The 16482-nt window shown below is 60.3% G+C and carries 16 protein-coding genes; 10 read left to right on the forward strand and 6 right to left on the reverse strand.

The genetic code is table 11. The features are described 5' to 3' along the window. Positions 1–414, reverse strand: coding sequence for a VOC family protein (locus JUI81_RS04015; RefSeq protein ID WP_086946053.1), 414 nt, complete (start codon positions 412–414; stop codon positions 1–3). Between the two features lie 126 nt (positions 415–540). Here JUI81_RS04015 and JUI81_RS04020 point away from each other — a divergent pair, with 126 nt between their 5' ends. The 3 genes from JUI81_RS04020 (at position 541) to JUI81_RS04030 (ending at position 3188) form a co-directional block, all read left to right on the forward strand. After that, complete coding sequence (locus tag JUI81_RS04020) at positions 541–1623, forward strand: bifunctional transcriptional activator/DNA repair enzyme AdaA (protein ID WP_204123772.1); 1083 nt, start codon at positions 541–543, stop codon at positions 1621–1623. A 60-nt stretch (positions 1624–1683) separates the two neighbouring features. Continuing rightward, positions 1684–2496 (forward strand): isocitrate lyase/phosphoenolpyruvate mutase family protein, encoded by an 813-nt coding sequence (locus tag JUI81_RS04025; protein ID WP_019579343.1) that lies wholly within the window; start codon positions 1684–1686, stop codon positions 2494–2496. A 74-nt stretch (positions 2497–2570) separates the two neighbouring features. Continuing rightward, positions 2571–3188 (forward strand): DNA-3-methyladenine glycosylase, encoded by a 618-nt coding sequence (locus JUI81_RS04030; RefSeq protein WP_204123773.1) that lies wholly within the window; start codon positions 2571–2573, stop codon positions 3186–3188. A 46-nt stretch (positions 3189–3234) separates the two neighbouring features. On the opposite strand, the gene JUI81_RS04035 is transcribed toward JUI81_RS04030, so the two are convergent. Beyond that, positions 3235–4131: a LysR family transcriptional regulator gene (locus tag JUI81_RS04035; RefSeq protein WP_019579345.1), complete on the reverse strand. Its 897-nt coding sequence runs from the start codon at positions 4129–4131 to the stop codon at positions 3235–3237. A gap of 128 nt (positions 4132–4259) precedes the next feature. Here JUI81_RS04035 and JUI81_RS04040 point away from each other — a divergent pair, with 128 nt between their 5' ends. The 4 genes from JUI81_RS04040 to JUI81_RS04055 all read left to right on the forward strand — a co-directional run bounded on the left by JUI81_RS04040 (position 4260) and on the right by JUI81_RS04055 (position 8143). Beyond that, positions 4260–4925 (forward strand): RraA family protein, encoded by a 666-nt coding sequence (locus JUI81_RS04040; RefSeq protein ID WP_018929645.1) that lies wholly within the window; start codon positions 4260–4262, stop codon positions 4923–4925. A gap of 10 nt (positions 4926–4935) precedes the next feature. Continuing rightward, the gene (locus tag JUI81_RS04045; RefSeq protein WP_204123774.1) at positions 4936–6144 is read left to right on the forward strand and encodes a pyridoxal phosphate-dependent aminotransferase; all 1209 of its coding nucleotides are present in this window, start codon (positions 4936–4938) and stop codon (positions 6142–6144) included. A gap of 93 nt (positions 6145–6237) precedes the next feature. Next, the gene (locus tag JUI81_RS04050; protein WP_019579347.1) at positions 6238–7509 is read left to right on the forward strand and encodes a cation:dicarboxylate symporter family transporter; all 1272 of its coding nucleotides are present in this window, start codon (positions 6238–6240) and stop codon (positions 7507–7509) included. A gap of 145 nt (positions 7510–7654) precedes the next feature. Further along, the gene (locus tag JUI81_RS04055; protein ID WP_019579348.1) at positions 7655–8143 is read left to right on the forward strand and encodes a GFA family protein; all 489 of its coding nucleotides are present in this window, start codon (positions 7655–7657) and stop codon (positions 8141–8143) included. Positions 8144–8263: 120 nt separating this feature from the next. Here JUI81_RS04055 and JUI81_RS04060 read toward each other — a convergent pair whose 3' ends face one another. The 3 genes from JUI81_RS04060 to JUI81_RS04070 form a co-directional block, all read right to left on the reverse strand. Next, a complete protein-coding gene (locus tag JUI81_RS04060) occupies positions 8264–9550 on the reverse strand; it encodes an ATP-binding protein (RefSeq protein ID WP_019579349.1) in 1287 nt (428 codons plus the stop codon). Beyond that, a complete protein-coding gene (locus JUI81_RS04065; RefSeq protein WP_028940441.1) occupies positions 9551–10258 on the reverse strand; it encodes a winged helix-turn-helix domain-containing protein in 708 nt (235 codons plus the stop codon). A 160-nt stretch (positions 10259–10418) separates the two neighbouring features. Further along, entirely contained in the window at positions 10419–11027 is a 609-nt protein-coding gene (locus JUI81_RS04070; protein WP_008010271.1) for a tRNA-(ms[2]io[6]A)-hydroxylase, read from the reverse strand. A gap of 159 nt (positions 11028–11186) precedes the next feature. Between JUI81_RS04070 and JUI81_RS04075 the strand changes: the two genes are divergently transcribed. Then, entirely contained in the window at positions 11187–12050 is an 864-nt protein-coding gene (locus JUI81_RS04075; RefSeq protein ID WP_018929653.1) for a universal stress protein, read from the forward strand. Positions 12051–12154: 104 nt separating this feature from the next. Here JUI81_RS04075 and JUI81_RS04080 read toward each other — a convergent pair whose 3' ends face one another. Beyond that, positions 12155–12625: a DUF1289 domain-containing protein gene (locus JUI81_RS04080; protein ID WP_007937731.1), complete on the reverse strand. Its 471-nt coding sequence runs from the start codon at positions 12623–12625 to the stop codon at positions 12155–12157. 409 nt (positions 12626–13034) lie between these two features. On the opposite strand from JUI81_RS04080, the gene acnB reads away from it, so the two are divergent. Both acnB and JUI81_RS04090 read left to right on the forward strand, forming a co-directional pair. Beyond that, a complete protein-coding gene (gene acnB / locus JUI81_RS04085) occupies positions 13035–15644 on the forward strand; it encodes a bifunctional aconitate hydratase 2/2-methylisocitrate dehydratase (RefSeq protein WP_018929654.1) in 2610 nt (869 codons plus the stop codon). A gap of 148 nt (positions 15645–15792) precedes the next feature. Further along, on the forward strand, positions 15793–16473 hold the full coding sequence (locus JUI81_RS04090; RefSeq protein ID WP_050438312.1) for a glycosyltransferase: 681 nt from the start codon (positions 15793–15795) through the stop codon (positions 16471–16473). Positions 16474–16482 lie beyond the last annotated feature (9 nt).

A 16482-nucleotide genomic window follows, 5' to 3' on the forward strand; every position in this document is an offset into this window, starting at 1 on the left:
TTACGCTTGGGACGGTCCTTTCAGTTCGACCTGGTTGCCGTCCGGATCGAAGCAATAGATCGACAGCCCGTTGCCCTCGGCACCAAAACGCACCGCGGCTTTCTCGGGTTTCAGGCCGAAGGACTGCAAGTGACTGACCAGCGCTTCCTCGTCAAACGGTTCGATGCGCAGGCAGAAGTGGTCGACGTTGCGCCGTTCGCGACCAGCGGCAGCCCCGCCCGTGCGGCCGAGTTCGCCCTGGATATCGACGAGGTCGATCATCGAGGTGCCCGCACGCAAATGCACCAGGCCCAGATCGTCGCGGCGCTTGACCAGTTCGGCGCCGAGTACCTCGCCGTAAAACGCGATGCTGCGTTCGAGGTCCTCGACGCGCAGGACGATGTGATCGATGTGTTTAATCGTGAATGCTTGCATTGGGATGGATTCCTGAAAATATCGTTTACAGCATTGCCGGTGACCCGATGACTGTAGCTCAGGGTACAAAAATTCTCTGTCGATTTTCCGGTGGAGGCGCCAGGCAACGCCGCTTATGCTCAGCCCATGAACTTACAAAACGCTGTGCTTCCGCCCCACGCCGAGATGGTTCGCGCCATGCTCGAACGCGACACCGCCTACGAGGGGGTGTTCTTTACCGCGGTCAAAACCACCGGCATCTTCTGCCGCCCCAGTTGCACGGCGCGCAAACCGAAGCCGGAAAACGTCGAGTTCTTCGCCCATGCCGATGAGGCGATGTCGGCGGGTTATCGAGCCTGCCTGCGGTGCAAGCCGCTGGACGCCGCGGCCATTGCGCCGGACTGGGTGCAACGACTGCTGAAATCCGTCGACGCCGACCCCGACCAGCGCTGGACCGATGCCCAATTGCTCGCCGAGGGCATCGAGCCGCTGAAACTGCGGCGCTGGTTCAAGCAGCATTTCGGCATGACCTTTCACGCCTGGCTGCGCAGCCGACGCCTGGGCATCGCCCTCGGTGGCATCAAGCAAGGCGAATCCATCGACAACGCGGCGTTCGATTCCGGCTACGAATCCTTGAGCGGTTTTCGCGATGCGTTTCAAAAGTCATTCCACATCACGCCCGGTCGCGCCGCCCACAGCGAGCCGCTGCTGTTCACCCGATTGACCACGCCGCTGGGGCCGATGATCGCCATGGCCGAACAGCGTGGGCTGGTGCTATTGGAGTTTCTCGACCGACCGGCATTGACCAAGGAAATCGAAGAACTGCAGAACCATTATGGCTACGCCGTGGCCCCCGGCCACAACGGGCATTTGCAGCAGATCGAAGAGGAACTGGCGCAATACTTCGCCGGCAAACGGAGCGAATTCAACGTGCCCCTCCACCTGCCCGGCAGCGCGTTCGCCAAGCAGGTGTGGAGCGAATTGATGAAGATCCCCTACGGCCAGACCAGCACCTATGGCGCGATTGCCGCGCAACTGGGCAAGCCCGGCACCAGTCGCGCCGTGGGCATGGCCAACGGACAAAACCGTCTGGCGATTGTGCTGCCCTGTCATCGGGTGATCGGCGCAGACGGCTCGTTGACCGGCTATGGTGGTGGACAACCGCGTAAAGCGTTTCTGCTCAGGCTGGAAAGCGCCGCGGTGCAAATCACCCAACAACTGGCATTCTGATCACTCCACGGCTTTTCAAAAAAAGGTTTTCCAATAAAGAGTCATAAGGAAGGACATTCGATGGACACACTCGACACTCAATTCCATCAACTGCACCAGAGCGGGCTGTTGATTCTGACCAACGTCGCCGATGCCACCGGGGCGCGACTGGTGGAACAGCTGGGCAGTAAAGCCGTGGCCACCAGCAGCGCTGCAGTGGCCTGGGTGCATGGTTATCCGGATGGCAACACCTTGCCGCTTGAGCGGCTGGTTTCCACCGTCGAATCCATCGCCCGGGTCATCAGCGTGCCGTTGAGCGTGGACATCGAGGCGGGTTATTCCGATGACCTGGGGCGAGTTGCGCAAGTGGTCGACGCGGTGATCGCCGCCGGTGCCGTGGGGATCAATATCGAGGACGGTGCTGCCCCGCCCGACCTGCTGGCCCGCAAGATCGAAATCGCGCGCCAGGTTGCCAATCGCCGGGATGTGAAGCTGTTCATCAATGCCCGCACTGACGTGTACCTCAGGGGGCTGGTGCCGGCCGAAGATCGTGTCGCCGAGACGCTCAAACGCGCCGCGTTGTATCAGGCGGCCGGTGCCGACGGACTGTTCGCCGCTGGCGTCACGGCGGCGTACGAGATCGACGCCCTGTGCCACGGCACGACGCTGCCGCTGAACGTGCTCGGCTTCCCGGGCCTGCCGTCGCCTGAAGAACTGCAAGCCCTTGGCGTACGCCGTTTGAGCGCCGGCTCGGGCATCGCCGAATTCCTCTACGGCGCCATGGCCGGCCTGGCCAAAAGCTTTCTGCAAACCGGCACGCTCGACAGCAGTCACCTCAAGGCCTTCACCTACAGCCAAGTGAACGCCCTGCTGGCCCCGACCGGGAAAGTTTGACCGCAAGCAATGGAGTGCGGCGCTGCGGGGAGACGACTAGTCTTCCCGCTGCCACCCGCCCCTCAGGATGCTCCATGCCCGACACCTATCAACTGGCCAGCCAATTCCTCTCGGCCCTCGATACCGACTGGCAGCGCCACATCAGCGCCATCGGCCCCTGCCTGCATCAGCCCCATGCGGCGCGCGATCCTTATGAGTCGCTGGTGCGGGCGATTGCCTATCAGCAACTGCATGCAAAGGCTGGCGATGCGATTGTCGGCCGGCTGCTGGCGTTGTTTCCCGCGAGCACCTTCCCCAGACCCGAGCAGATCCTGGCGACTGACTTCGAGCAGATGCGCGGTTGCGGCTTTTCCGCCAGCAAGATCGCGACCATTCAGGGCATCGCCCAGGCGGCTCTGAACGGCGTGGTGCCGGACTACGCCACGGCGCTGGCGATGGACGATGAAGCATTGATCGAGCGTTTGATCACCTTGCGCGGAGTGGGCCGCTGGACCGTAGAGATGCTGCTGATCTACAGCCTGGAACGGCCAGACGTTTTGCCGGCCGATGACTTCGGGGTGCGTGAGGGATATCGCCGGTTGAAGGGGGTGGAACAACAGCCGAGTCGCAAACAGATGATTGATATCGGGTTGGCGTGGAGCCCTTATCGGACGGTGGCGGCGTGGTACTTGTGGCGGGTGCCTAACCGGTAGACGGCGCTATCGTTCATCGCGGGCAAACCCGGCGGCTGCAGAGCGCTTAGAGCAACAGCCGCGAAAAATCGCAACACTGCAACGCCAGTTTTGCGACATCCTGATTCAGACCGAATTGACGATCGGTACGGTGCAGCGCGGCGTAGCGAATCCGCGGCAGGCCCGGCGTCGTCACCAGAGCGCGCAATGCGCCTCGTTCGATCAAGTGCGACAGGCAGGCCTTGGGCAAATAACTCACACCAACCCCGGACAAGGTCAATCCGACCTGCACCAGCAAGTTATGGCTGGTGATGGTTTTAGGCATCTGTACATTGTGGGAAGCCATCCAGCGCTCGTAGATCAAGCCTGTCCCGGACTGGGATCCCTGGGTCAACACCGTGCAACCGGCCAGGCGCTCGATACTCACCGGATCCGGGTCGGTAATCAGACCTGGCGCGCACATCCAGGCGTTTTCGACGGACTTCAGTGGGGTGCTGACGAACCGCGCATCGTTGTAGACATCCGGGACGATGACCAGATCGAGTTGATCGTTTTCCAGTTTGCGAAACAGTTCGCTACTCAGCTCCACCGAAGGCTCGATCTGCACCTTGGGGTAAGCCTGCCGCAGCGACTCGACCAGCGCCGGCAACCAGGTCAACGCCGTCAGTTCGGTGACCCCGAGGCGAAACCTGCGCACCAATACTTCACGGGCGCTGACCCGCTCCAGCAAATAGTCACGGCGTTCCAGCAAATCCTTGGCGTAATCCAGCAGTTCGCCGCCCTTCTCGGTCAGCCGTGCGTTGCGCTTGCTGCGGTCGAAAATCTCCACGTCGAAGGTTTCTTCCAGCTCCTGGATACGTTTGGAAATCGCCGACTGAGACATGTTCAGCTTGTTCGCTGCCGCTTCGAAGCTGCCCAACTCGGCAATCCAGAACAACGCGTCAATCTGCTTAAAGGTGATCATTGCAAACACCACATGAAAAAAAGCGATACTACCGCATAATAAAATATCGCTAAAACTGTTTGTTTATCACTCCTAAGATCGAGCCACAGCCCTGATCGGCTGCTAACTCATTCTTCAGGAGATCAGCCATGTCCTTGCCCGGTTCACGCATTCTTCCCAACCCACCGCTGGCCGCTGCCGAAGTGCTCGAAGCGTTCGCCAATGTGGTCACGCCGCACATCAGCGACAACCTCGGCCGGCACATTGGTGCTCGCGGCCTGACCCGCTACAACCGCAGCGGCAAATTGGTCGGCACCGCCCTGACCGTCAAAACCCGTCCAGGCGACAACCTGCTGATCTACAAGGCCATGAGCATGCTGCAACCCGGCCATGTGTTGGTGGTGGACGCCCAGGGCGATACCAACAACGCGGTGATCGGCGAACTGGTCAAGCTCTACGCCCAGCAGCGTGGCTGCGTCGGTTTCGTGATTGACGGCGCGATTCGCGATGTCGCCAGTTTCGACGATACCCCCTGCTACGCCCGCGGCGTCGTGCACTGCGGCCCTTACAAGAGCGGTCCGGGCGAAATCAACGTACCGGTGTCGATTGGCGGCATGCTGGTTCAACCGGGCGATTTGCTGGTCGGCGACGAAGACGGCCTGGTGGCGTTTTCCCAGGCCGATGCGGCCGAAGTGCTGCGTCGCGCCGCACAACATGCGGCCCACGAAGAACAAGTCAAAGCCGAAATCGCCACCGGCGCCCTGCGTCAGAGCTGGATGGACAAGGTCTTGCAGCAGGCCGGCCTGGCCGATTAAGGGGAACACAATGAGCACTTCATTCTTGTCTGATCGGGTGCTGGGCATTCAGCCTTCGCCGAGCATCGCCGCCAACGCACTGGTGACCGAGTTGCGCGCCCAGGGTCGGGACATCGTCAACTTCACCATGGGCGAACCGGATTTCGACACCCCGGCACATATCCTCGACGCCGCCAGCGCCGCGATGCACAGCGGTGACACGCACTACACGGCCACCCACGGCACACTCGCCTTGCGCAAAGCGATCTGCCTCAAGCTTGAGCGCGATAACGGTCTGCATTACGGGCTCGACGAAGTGGTTACCGGCTGCGGCGGCAAGCACATCATCTACCACGCCCTGGCCGCAACACTGAACCTGGGCGATGAAGTGATCGTGCACACGCCGTACTGGGTGTCTTACCCGGACATCGCCCGGTTGAACGACGCCACGCCAGTCATAATTCCCGGTGATGAATCCAACGGCTTCAAGCTCTCGCCAGCGGCGCTGGAGCAGGCAATCAGCCCGCGAAGCAAATGGGTGATCCTCAACACGCCGAACAACCCGAGTGGCGCGGTCTACAGCGAAACCGAGCTGTTGGCACTGGCAGACGTCCTGCGTCGGCATCCTCACGTATTGATCATGGCCGACGAAATCTACGAGCAGTTCGTCTATGGCGATGCCCGGCACGTGCCGCTGACCCGACTCGTCCCAGACCTCAAATCGCGCACGCTGATTGTCAACGGCGCGTCCAAGGGTTACGCCATGACCGGTTGGCGTCTTGGGTTTGGCGCAGGTCCGGCGTGGTTGATTGGGGCTATCGGCAAACTGCTGTCGCAGACCACCACGTGTCCGAGTTCGGTCAGCCAGGCGGCGGCGGTCGCGGCTTTTGCCGGGGATCAGGCACCGATTGCCGGCATGCGCGAGGTTTACCAACAACGCCGTGACCGCATGCTCGAACTGTTGCAACCGATCAACGGCCTGAGCTTCACCCCTCCGGACGGGGCGTTCTATGTGTTCGCCAACGTCAGCGGGCTGATGGGCAAAACCACCACCAGCGGCGAGCGCATCGACAGCGATTCGCAACTGGTCGCCTACCTGCTCAAGGAGCACGGCCTGGCCACGGTCAGCGGTGCGGCGTACGGCATGTCGCCATATATCCGTCTGTCGTTTGCCAGTGCGCTGGACGTGATCGAAGAAGGTTGCCGTCGTCTCAAAGAAGCGTGCCAACGCTTGCGCTGACGGCTGATCGCTACACCCGACAGCCATCGGACGGCTGCTCATTGACTGCCTAGAACAACACTCATAATCATGTCATCAAATGAGGCATCCCCCATGCACAAGCCCCGTATCGCGCTGGTCTGGCAAATCATGATCGGCCTGCTCGCCGGCATTGCCATCGGCGCACTGCTGCACAGCTTTCCCGAATCTCGTCCATGGCTGGTGAACAACCTGCTGCAACCGGCCGGCGACATTTTCATCAAGCTGATGAAAATGATCGTCGTACCCATTGTGTTTTCCTGCATGGTGGTCGGCATTGCCGGTCATGGTGACGGCAAATCCCTGGGCCGCATCGGGGTCAAGTCGCTGACGTATTTCTTCAGCATCACCACCCTGGCAATCATCGTCGGACTGGTAATCGGCAACCTGTTAAAACCCGGTGCCGGCACGGATCTGGCGAGCCTCAAGGCAGCCGCCGTTACCCTGCCGACCAGCGGCGCAACCGGAGGGCACAGCCTGGGGCAGATCATCGTCGGCATTATTCCGGACAACGTCGTCAACGCGATGGCCCAGGGCAGTCTGCTGTCGGTGCTGTTCTTCGCCGTGATGTTCGGCCTCGGCGTTTCGAAGCTTGGCAACGAACGCAAGGAGCCGTTGATCGCGTTGCTGCGCGGGGTCTCGGAAGCGATGTTCAAGGTCACGTCGATGATCATGGCCTACTCGCCGATCGGTGTGTTCGGGATGATTGCGGTGACCGTGGCCAACTTCGGTTTCAGCTCTTTGCTGCCACTGGCCAAGCTGATCATGGTCAGTTACGTGGCGATCGCGTTCTTCGTGCTGGTGGTGCTCAACCTGGTGGCGCGACTGTGCGGGATCAACCTGTTCGCGTTGATGCGCCACATCAAGGATGAACTGGTCCTGGCCTTCTCCAGCGCCAGCTCGGCGGCGGTGATGCCGCAACTGATGAAGAAACTCGAGACCTATGGCGTGCCGCCGTCGCTGGTCAGTTTCGTGGTGCCGGTGGGTTATTCCTTCAACCTTGACGGTGCGTCGCTGTTTCTCGGCATCGGCACCTTGTTCGTCGCCCAGTTGTACGGCATCGACCTGAGCCTGGGCGATCAGGCGTTGCTGGTGGTGACCATGGTCCTGACGTCCAAGGGGGCTGCCGGTGTGCCGGGGTTCATGTTCGTGATTCTCTCGGCCACCCTGGCCAGTGCCGGATTACCGCTGGAAGGCATCGCGTTCATTGCCGGGGTTTATCGGTTGATGGAGATGCCGACCACCGCCCTGAATGTGCTTGGCAATGCACTGGCGCCACTGGTGATCGCCAAGTGGGAGGGTCGCGAGGCTCATTGCCTGAGGGTGCCGCAGGGGCAGTGCTCGTAGCGCAGACCGCGTCATCGTTCTTCGCGAGCAAGCCCGCTTGTGTCTTGCCCGCGAAGGCGCCCGAACGGCCAGCATAAATTCAACTGTCCAGAAACGCTTACGGTCTAGTCTGTCTTGAGTCATCCCAACCCCATCGGAGGCTCCCATGCAGCTCGAAGGCTCCTGCCATTGCGGCGCGGTGTCGTTCAGCCTGACCAGCGCCCACCCCTACCCTTATCAGCGTTGCTACTGCTCCATCTGTCGCAAGACCCAGGGCGGTGGCGGTTATGCGATCAACCTGGCGGGCGACGCCCAGAGCCTCAAGGTGCGTGGTCGCAAGCACATCTCGATTTACCATGCGCGGCTCAAGGACGAAGGCGATAAACGCGCCCGGCGCAGCACCGCCGAGCGACATTTCTGCTCCCTGTGCGGTTCGGGGCTATGGCTGTTCAGCCCTGAATGGCCGGAGCTGATTCACCCGTTTGCCTCGGCCATCGACACCCCGTTGCCGGTGCCGCCCGAGCACACGCATCTGATGCTCGGCTCCAAGGCGCCGTGGGTGGAAGTCGAGGTGTATCCGGGGGACCAGCAATTCGAGGTCTACCCCGTAGAGTCCATTGCCCAGTGGCATATTCGCCTGGGCTTAAGTCGGTAATCCCGTTCACAGTCTTTGACGATTGTGGAGCGGCGGATGCAGATGTCGTTGGCTGGTCAGGTGGTTTATACCTTTTGATGATGCGGTGTTGTTGATGGCGTCAGTGAGAGCAACCCCGAGCTAATCCAAATGCGCCCAGGTCATGCGAAACGACGCCCCGCCCCACGGCGAATCCGCCACTTCCACTTGCCCGCCATGGGATTGAGACACCCGCCGCACCAGCGCCAGGCCCAGGCCAAAACCACCGGTGCGGCGGTCGCGGCTGGCATCGAGGCGCGAGAACGGCTCGAAGATTTTCTCCCGCCCGTCCAGCGGCACGCCCGGCCCATCATCGTTGACCTGCACTTCGTAATGATCACCGGTGCGCACCAACGACACTTCCACCCGCTGATCGGCATAACGAATGGCATTGCGCAGCAAATTGATCACTGCCCGAGCCATGAAGCGCGGTTCGATACGAATTTCGTCAACCTGACATTCGACAATCAGCAGTTGCACCCCGGCGGCTTCAGCCTCCAGCGTCACGCTGCCCACCACGCTGTCTAGCCAATGGCTGGCCTGAATGTTCTCCCGGGTAATCACCGTGGCGCCGCGTTCAAGACTGGCGTACGTCAGCAACTCGGAAACCATTTCTTCCAGCTCGCCGAGGTCGGCGTACATGTCGGCGATCAACTCGCGGTTCTGGGTTGGGTCGGGCTGTTGCTTGAGTTGGTCGAGTTCGAACGACAACCGCGCGATGGGTGTGCGCAGCTCATGGGACACCGCGTTGGTCAGCTCGCGCTGGTTGGCGATCAGCCCCTCGATGCGCGCGGCCATCAGGTTGAAGTGTTCGGCCAGGTCACGAATGTTCGAGCGCTTGGACAGCTGGATACGCGCCGACAGGTCGTTGTCGCCAAAGCGCTCGGCGGCCAAGCGCAGTGTCTCCAGATCGCGCCAATGCGGGCGCACCCAGAAAAACAATACAAAACCGATCATCACCGCGATCATCAGATAGGCCGCGGCAATGTAGAACGGCATCAGACTCGGCTCGGCTGGCAGCTTGATGCTGAGCAGTTGCGAACCGTCGTCAATGCGCGAAATGAACTGCGTGTACTTGTCGCGCATCACCAGCAGGCCCTGGGCCAACTCGGCTTGTTCCTGATCGGTCAGAGACAATTGATCGGTCTCGACCAGAGCCAGGCCCAAACCGTAGTGAGGGCGTATGGCTTCCAGCTGACGCTCCCGGGCCGGACTGTCCAGGCCGCGCAATTGCTCGACCAGCGACCAGGCCTGACCACGCACCGCCTCTTGGTTGTAGCTGCGCATCTGACCGTCGAGCAGCGCATCGAACGTGCGCTCGACGGTTTGCAGCCCCAGTACCAGGCCAACCGTCATCACCAGAAACAGTCCCAAAAATAACCGCAGCATTTACAGCTCCCACGCAAACGGATTGAACAGATAACCCTTGCCCCACACGGTCTTGATGCACACCGGTTCGCGCGGGTTGTCCTTGAGCTTGCCGCGCAGTTTGCTGATGTACACGTCGACACTGCGGTTGAGGCCGTCGAAGGCGATACCGCGCATGCGGTTGAGGATGTCGTCGCGGGACAGCGTCTTGCCGGCAGCGCTGGCCAGCAACCACAGCAGTTCGAATTCCATGGTGGTGAGCTCGATGCCCTCGCCCGCCAGGCGCACTTCGCGGCAACTGCGATCGATGCTTAGATGACCGAATTCCAGTGAGCTGCACACACTGCTGTCCGGCAGCTGACGGCGTTGCAAGGCACGCAGACGAGCGAGCAGCACAGGGGGCTTGATGGGCTTGATCACGTAGTCGTCGGCACCGGATTCCAGGCCGAGAATGTGATCGAGGTCGTCTTCCTTGGCGGTGAGGATGACGATGGGTGTGTCGGACACACTGCGGATTTCGCGGCACACGTGCAGGCCGCTCTGGCCCGGCAACATCAGGTCGAGTACGACGATTTTCGGTTTGAATTCAAGGAAAGCGGCTACCGCGAGGTCTCCGCGGTGCACCTGTCGAACTTCAAAACCGTGTTGGGCCAGGAAATGCGCAATCAGCCCGGCGAGCTTCTCGTCGTCTTCCACCAGCAATACTTTGCCAAAACCCAGACTCTCCATGATGACCGTCTGCCAACCCTTGAATGAAATGGCCGGCATTATGGCGCCAATCGGTGAAGGGACGGTTATCGCAGACAGCAAAAACCGGCCACGGGGGCCGGTTTTTGGCGATGTTTCATTCTTTTAAGAGTTTTTAACAATTATTGAAGATGAAACATTGTCACGCCGCGACCGGCACACCACTGTGAAACCTGAACTCCACATCCGGCGACTCGATCAACGCCTGTTCGGCGTCGCGCACTTTGTCGATCACCTGGGCGATGTCCTTGGCGTCACCGTATTGATAGGCCAATTTCAGATACCCCTGGAAATGCCGGGCCTCGCTTTTCAGCAGGCCGAAATAGAACTTGCCCAGTTCCTCATCCAGATGCGGCACCAACGCCTCGAAACGCTCGCAACTGCGGGCTTCGATGAACGCGCCGACCACCAGCGTATCCACCAGTTTCACCGGCTCGTGGCTGCGCACCACTTTGCGCAGCCCCGAGGCGTAACGCCCGGCGGACAACTGACGCAGCTCGATCTTGCGCTTTTTCATCAGGCGCATGACCTGCTCGTGGTGCACCAGCTCTTCCCGGGCCAGACGCGACATCAGGTTGATCAGATCGACGTGGGAGTGATACTTGGCAATCAGGCTCAACGCCGTGCTGGCCGCCTTGAATTCGCAGTTTTTGTGGTCGATCAGCAGCGTTTCCTGATCGGCCAGCGCGGCCTGGACCCAACCGTCGGGCGTGCGGCAGCCGAGGAACTCGTGAATTTCGGGAAGGATCATGGGGCTCACGGATAAAAGGTTCAAAACGAAGGGCGCCGATTATACCGGCCTGCCGACAGACCACCAGTCGCCACCGTTGATATGCATCAAGTCGCGAATGCCCGACCAGCAACTATAGTTGTCCAACGCAGTGTTTTTACCTTCCTGGAGATCCCGACCATGCAAGCCATTCGCAGCATTCTGGTGGTCATTGAACCCGAACACTCGGAAAGCCTGGCGCTCAAACGGGCCAAATTGATCGCTGGCGTGACCCAGGCTCATCTGCACCTGCTGGTCTGCGATAAAAAGCATGATCACAGCGCGATGCTCGGCGTGCTCAAGGCGGCCCTGCTGGCGGACGGGTACAACGTCACCACCGAGCAAGCCTGGAACGAAAGCCTGCACGACACCATTATCGATGTGCAGCAGGCTGAAGGTTGCGGGCTGGTAGTCAAGCAGCATTATCCCGACAGCCCACTGAAAAAGGCCCTGCTGACCCCGGCGGACTGGAAACTGCTGCGCTACTGCCCGACTCCGGTGCTGCTGGTGAAAACCGCCAAACCCTGGACCGGTGGCGTGATCCTGGCGGCCATCGATGTCGGCAACATGGACGGCGAACACCGCACCTTGCATGCCAGCATCATCGATCATGGCTACGACATTGCCAGCTTGGCCAAGGCCCATCTGCACGTGATCAGCGCCCATCCGTCGCCGATGCTGTCGGCGGCCGACCCGACGATGCAGCTCAAGGAAACCATCGAGGCCCGTTACCGCGAGCAGTGCCAGGCGTTCCAGGCCGAGTTCGACATCGACGACGACCACCTGCACATCGAGGAAGGCCCGGCGGATGTATTGATTCCGTTCATGGCCCATAAGCTGGGGGCCTCCGTGACGGTAATCGGCACGGTGGCGCGGACCGGGTTGTCCGGGGCGTTGATCGGGAATACGGCAGAAGTGGTGCTTGATGCACTGGAAAGCGATGTGCTGGTGCTCAAGCCGGACGACATCATGGATCACCTGGAAGAGATCGTGACCCGGCATTGAGATTTTCGGCGTCGGGTCGATCGCCTTCGCGGGCAAGCCTCGCTCCTACAGGGTAAGCAACGCAAGACTGTAGGAGCGAGGCTTGCCCGCGAAGCTTTTAAAAATCAGCCGCCGAAGGCGTCTTTTAGGAACCCCGGCGCAATGTAGCGCTGGTAATGCGCTTCCGAGAGCAGGAAAAATTCCCGATCAATGGCATCGCGCAATTCCGGCAGGTTCCAGTCGCGGAACTCCGGCAGCAGCACCATTCCGTAGGCTTCCAGATTATTGATGACCCGCGCGCCCCGGGCGATCAGCTGATAAGCCCAGCAATACTCCGACTGATGCGGCACAAAGCGGATCTTGCGCTGTTCCAGCTGCATTCTCAGCAGCGCGGGATCGAAAATTTCTACCTTGGCAGCCATCACCTGCGACAACAGCTGCTCAAGCCGCAACCACACCGCGCGTTTTTCTTCCTCGTTGTAACCGTTCCAGTGGATCACTTCGTGATGGAAACGCTTGCAGCCACGGCACACCAAATCACCGTAAACAGTGGAGCAGAGGCCGACGCAGGGGGTCTTGATGGTCTGATTGGGCATAGGTAGACAAAACACGGGAAAGCAGAACAGGCCGGCATGTTAGCCCTTTGTCTAACATTCATCACCCCTCAAAGTTTTGGACCTAACTTACCTTTCAAATTTTTTTGCCGTAGAATCAGCCAGCCTTTTAAGGCGCCAATGTCCGTTAAGAAGCTGTTTTCAAAGCGTCACGAGCACAGTCGTTCCTTCAGAGCGGTGTTGGCGAAGGGTTTTTCCAGCGGGGAAAAGCCCAACGCCAACCCTCATCAGCTCCCCGTTCTGCAGGCGTAAAACTTTGAAAGCAGCTTCTGTAAGGAATTGCCGGTAATTCTGGCTAAGCGGCCCACAACGCCACGCAGCGCATGAGTACGGTAATTTCGGGATGAGCGTCCCGGACACCCATTTGGGACCACTGATGAGGGTAATAACTGTGCTTGAAGCCTACCGCAAACATATCGAAGAGCGCGCAGCACTGGGTATCGTTCCCCAGCCGCTTAACGCCGAACAAACTGCAGGCCTGGTCGAGCTGCTGAAGAATCCCCCGGCTGGCGAAGAAGCTTTCCTCGTTGACCTGATCACCAATCGCGTTCCGCCAGGAGTGGACGAAGCCGCCTATGTAAAGGCCGGTTTCCTGTCTGCCCTCGCCAAGGGCGAAGCCAAATCCCCTCTGATCGACAAGAAGCGCGCTGTTGAACTGCTCGGCACCATGCAGGGCGGCTACAACATCGTGACCCTGGTAAACCTGCTGGACGACGCCGAACTGGCGCCAGTGGCTGCCGAAGAACTCAAGCACACCCTGCTGATGTTCGATGCCTTCCACGACGTGGCTGAAAAAGCCAAGAACGGCAACGTTCACGCCAAGGCCGTGCTGCAATCCTGGGCTGACGGCGAGTGGTTCAAGAAGCGCCCGGTGCTGGCCGACAAGATCAGCCTGCGCGTCTTCAAGGTGACCGGCGAAACCAACACCGACGACCTGTCCCCTGCTCCAGACGCCTGGTCGCGTCCAGACATCCCGCTGCACGCCCTGGCCATGCTGAAAATGGCCCGTGACGGCATCGTTCCGGACGAGCAAGGCAAGACCGGCCCGATGAAGCAGATCGAAGAAATGCGCGGCCAGGGTTTCCCTATCGCCTACGTCGGTGACGTGGTCGGTACCGGTTCCTCGCGTAAATCCGCTACCAACTCGGTACTGTGGTTCTTCGGCGACGACATTCCTTACGTGCCGAACAAGCGCGCTGGCGGTTTCTGCTTCGGCAGCAAAATCGCTCCGATCTTCTACAACACCATGGAAGATGCCGGCGCACTGCCAATCGAGTTCGACGTTTCCAACATGAACATGGGCGATGTGATCGACCTGTACCCGCATGCTGGCAAAGTCACCAAGCACAACAGCGACGAAGTCCTGACCACCTTCGAAATGAAGACCCCGGTTCTGCTGGACGAAGTCCGCGCCGGCGGCCGTATTCCGCTGATCATCGGCCGTGGCCTGACCGAGAAGGCTCGCGCCGAACTGGGTCTGCCACCGTTCGACCTGTTCAAGAAGCCTGAAGCACCGGCCGAAAGCACCAAGGGCTTCACCCTGGCGCAGAAAATGGTCGGCAAGGCTTGCGGCCTGGCAGAAGGCAAAGGCGTTCGTCCTGGCACCTACTGCGAACCGAAGATGACCACCGTGGGTTCCCAGGACACCACCGGTCCAATGACCCGTGACGAACTGAAAGACCTGGCGTGCCTGGGCTTCTCCGCTGATCTGGTGATGCAGTCCTTCTGCCACACCGCGGCTTATCCAAAGCCGATCGACGTGACCACCCACCACACCCTGCCTGACTTCATCATGACCCGCGGCGGCGTTTCCCTGCGTCCGGGCGACGGCATCATCCACTCGTGGCTGAACCGCATGCTGCTGCCAGACACCGTGGGTACCGGTGGCGACTCGCACACCCGTTTCCCGATGGGCATCTCGTTCCCGGCCGGTTCCGGTCTGGTCGCGTTCGCCGCAGCCACCGGCGTCATGCCGCTGGACATGCCGGAATCGATCCTGGTGCGCTTCAAAGGCAAAATGAAACCTGGCATCACCCTGCGTGACCTGGTTCATGCCATTCCTTACTTCGCCATCCAGAATGGCCTGCTGACCGTCGAGAAGAAAGGCAAGAAAAACGCCTTCTCCGGCCGCATCCTGGAAATCGAAGGCCTGGAAGGCCTGACGCTGGAACAGGCTTTCGAACTGTCCGACGCGTCGGCCGAACGTTCGGCTGCCGGTTGCACCATCAAGCTGTCGAAAGAGTCGATCACCGAGTACCTGCAGTCCAACATCACCCTGCTGCGCTGGATGATCGGCGAAGGCTACGGCGATGCACGTACCCTGGAACGTCGCGCTCAAGCGATGGAAGCCTGGATCGCCAACCCGCAACTGATGGAAGCCGATGCTGACGCCGAATACGCCGAAGTCATCGAAATCGATCTGGCGGACATCAATGAGCCTGTGCTCTGCGCACCAAACGATCCGGACGACGCCCGTCTGCTGTCCAGCGTTGCTGGCGAGAAAATCGACGAAGTGTTTATCGGTTCGTGCATGACCAACATCGGTCACTTCCGCGCTGCCGGCAAGTTGCTGGAACAGGTCAAAGGTCAGCTGCCAACCCGTCTGTGGCTGTCGCCGCCGACCAAAATGGACGCTCACCAGCTGACCGAAGAAGGCTACTACGGCATCTACGGCAAGGCCGGCGCACGCATGGAAATGCCAGGCTGCTCGCTGTGCATGGGTAACCAGGCACGTGTAGAGCCGAACTCCACCGTGGTGTCGACGTCGACCCGTAACTTCCCGAACCGTCTGGGTGATGGCGCGAACGTCTACCTGGCTTCGGCCGAGCTGGCCTCCGTTGCGTCCATCCTGGGTCGCCTGCCGACCGTCGAGGAGTACATGGAATACGCTGGCAAGATCGACAGCATGGCGGCCGACGTTTACCGCTACCTGTCCTTCGACCAGATCGCCGAGTTCCGTGAAGCTGCTGCGAACGCCAACATCCCGGTCGTTCAAGCCTAACGCTACAAAGCCATGAAAAAACGCCGCCCATCGTGAGATGAGCGGCGTTTTTTTATGCCTGACGCCAATTACCCAGCTATCTTTGCCTGATGTCGGCACCAGGACGGCGTGCCACGAGGCCCCACGGGCCTTATCTCAAGGAGGAGTCATGCGGGTCATCTTGATCGCCATCGGTTCGCCCGGTGACGTTTTCCCCTTCATTGGCCTGGCCAATGCGCTGAACCTGCGCGGTCATCGCGCGACCTTGTGCAGCCTGCCGGCGTTCAAAGCCACCGTCGAACAGTACGGGCTGGAATTCGAGCCGTTAGGCCAGCAAAGCTGCGACGACACGCCCCGCCCGCGAGACTCGAAAAGCGCTTTGGCAGAGCAGTGGAACGCGGTCTCGCACCTGCTCGAACCGACCTATGACTACATCGCAGCGCGGCGCCATGAGGATATCGTGGTGGTGGGCTCATTTTGGGCGTTGGGCGCACGTGTGGCCCGGGAGAAGTTCGGCATTGCCTACCTTTCGGTACAGATTTCACCGTTCTTGCGCGAGACCCACCGGCTGATGCTGGACCAACTCTGTGCGCCACAGCTCAACGCGTTACGAGCCAGAAAGGGACTGGGCGGGACGGTTCAACATGTTGTCAGTCAATGGATGCACTCGCCGGACGGCGTGATCAGCTTCTGCCCCGAATGGTTCGCACCGCAGCAAGCCACTGCGCCGGCCACATTGTGCAAGGCTTGCGAAAAAGCCGTTGCGGCTATCGAGCATTGCCGCCAGCGAACCAAAGGTCGTCTGGCCAGGCATTCGAAGGGGGCGATCAACCGGGGCAGCCCCGATTGATCGCCCGCT

It is taken from the genome of Pseudomonas sp. 008 (genome assembly GCF_016861935.1).
Taxonomy (GTDB): domain Bacteria; phylum Pseudomonadota; class Gammaproteobacteria; order Pseudomonadales; family Pseudomonadaceae; genus Aquipseudomonas.

Bases quoted from the DNA above. Each gene is read 5' to 3' on its own strand.
- JUI81_RS04055 (WP_019579348.1), top strand. From the start codon at position 7,655: ATGCAGCTCGAAGGCTCCTGCCATTGCGGCGCGGTGTCGTTCAGCCTG.
- JUI81_RS04045 (WP_204123774.1), top strand. From the start codon at position 4,936: ATGAGCACTTCATTCTTGTCTGATCGGGTGCTGGGCATTCAGCCTTCG.
- JUI81_RS04080 (WP_007937731.1), bottom strand. From the start codon at position 12,625: ATGCCCAATCAGACCATCAAGACCCCCTGCGTCGGCCTCTGCTCCACT.
- JUI81_RS04040 (WP_018929645.1), top strand. From the start codon at position 4,260: ATGTCCTTGCCCGGTTCACGCATTCTTCCCAACCCACCGCTGGCCGCT.
- JUI81_RS04065 (WP_028940441.1), bottom strand. From the start codon at position 10,258: ATGGAGAGTCTGGGTTTTGGCAAAGTATTGCTGGTGGAAGACGACGAG.
- JUI81_RS04020 (WP_204123772.1), top strand. From the start codon at position 541: ATGAACTTACAAAACGCTGTGCTTCCGCCCCACGCCGAGATGGTTCGC.
- JUI81_RS04050 (WP_019579347.1), top strand. From the start codon at position 6,238: ATGCACAAGCCCCGTATCGCGCTGGTCTGGCAAATCATGATCGGCCTG.
- JUI81_RS04035 (WP_019579345.1), bottom strand. From the start codon at position 4,131: ATGATCACCTTTAAGCAGATTGACGCGTTGTTCTGGATTGCCGAGTTG.
- JUI81_RS04060 (WP_019579349.1), bottom strand. From the start codon at position 9,550: ATGCTGCGGTTATTTTTGGGACTGTTTCTGGTGATGACGGTTGGCCTG.
- JUI81_RS04015 (WP_086946053.1), bottom strand. From the start codon at position 414: ATGCAAGCATTCACGATTAAACACATCGATCACATCGTCCTGCGCGTC.
- JUI81_RS04075 (WP_018929653.1), top strand. From the start codon at position 11,187: ATGCAAGCCATTCGCAGCATTCTGGTGGTCATTGAACCCGAACACTCG.
- JUI81_RS04090 (WP_050438312.1), top strand. From the start codon at position 15,793: ATGCGGGTCATCTTGATCGCCATCGGTTCGCCCGGTGACGTTTTCCCC.
- JUI81_RS04025 (WP_019579343.1), top strand. From the start codon at position 1,684: ATGGACACACTCGACACTCAATTCCATCAACTGCACCAGAGCGGGCTG.
- JUI81_RS04030 (WP_204123773.1), top strand. From the start codon at position 2,571: ATGCCCGACACCTATCAACTGGCCAGCCAATTCCTCTCGGCCCTCGAT.
- JUI81_RS04070 (WP_008010271.1), bottom strand. From the start codon at position 11,027: ATGATCCTTCCCGAAATTCACGAGTTCCTCGGCTGCCGCACGCCCGAC.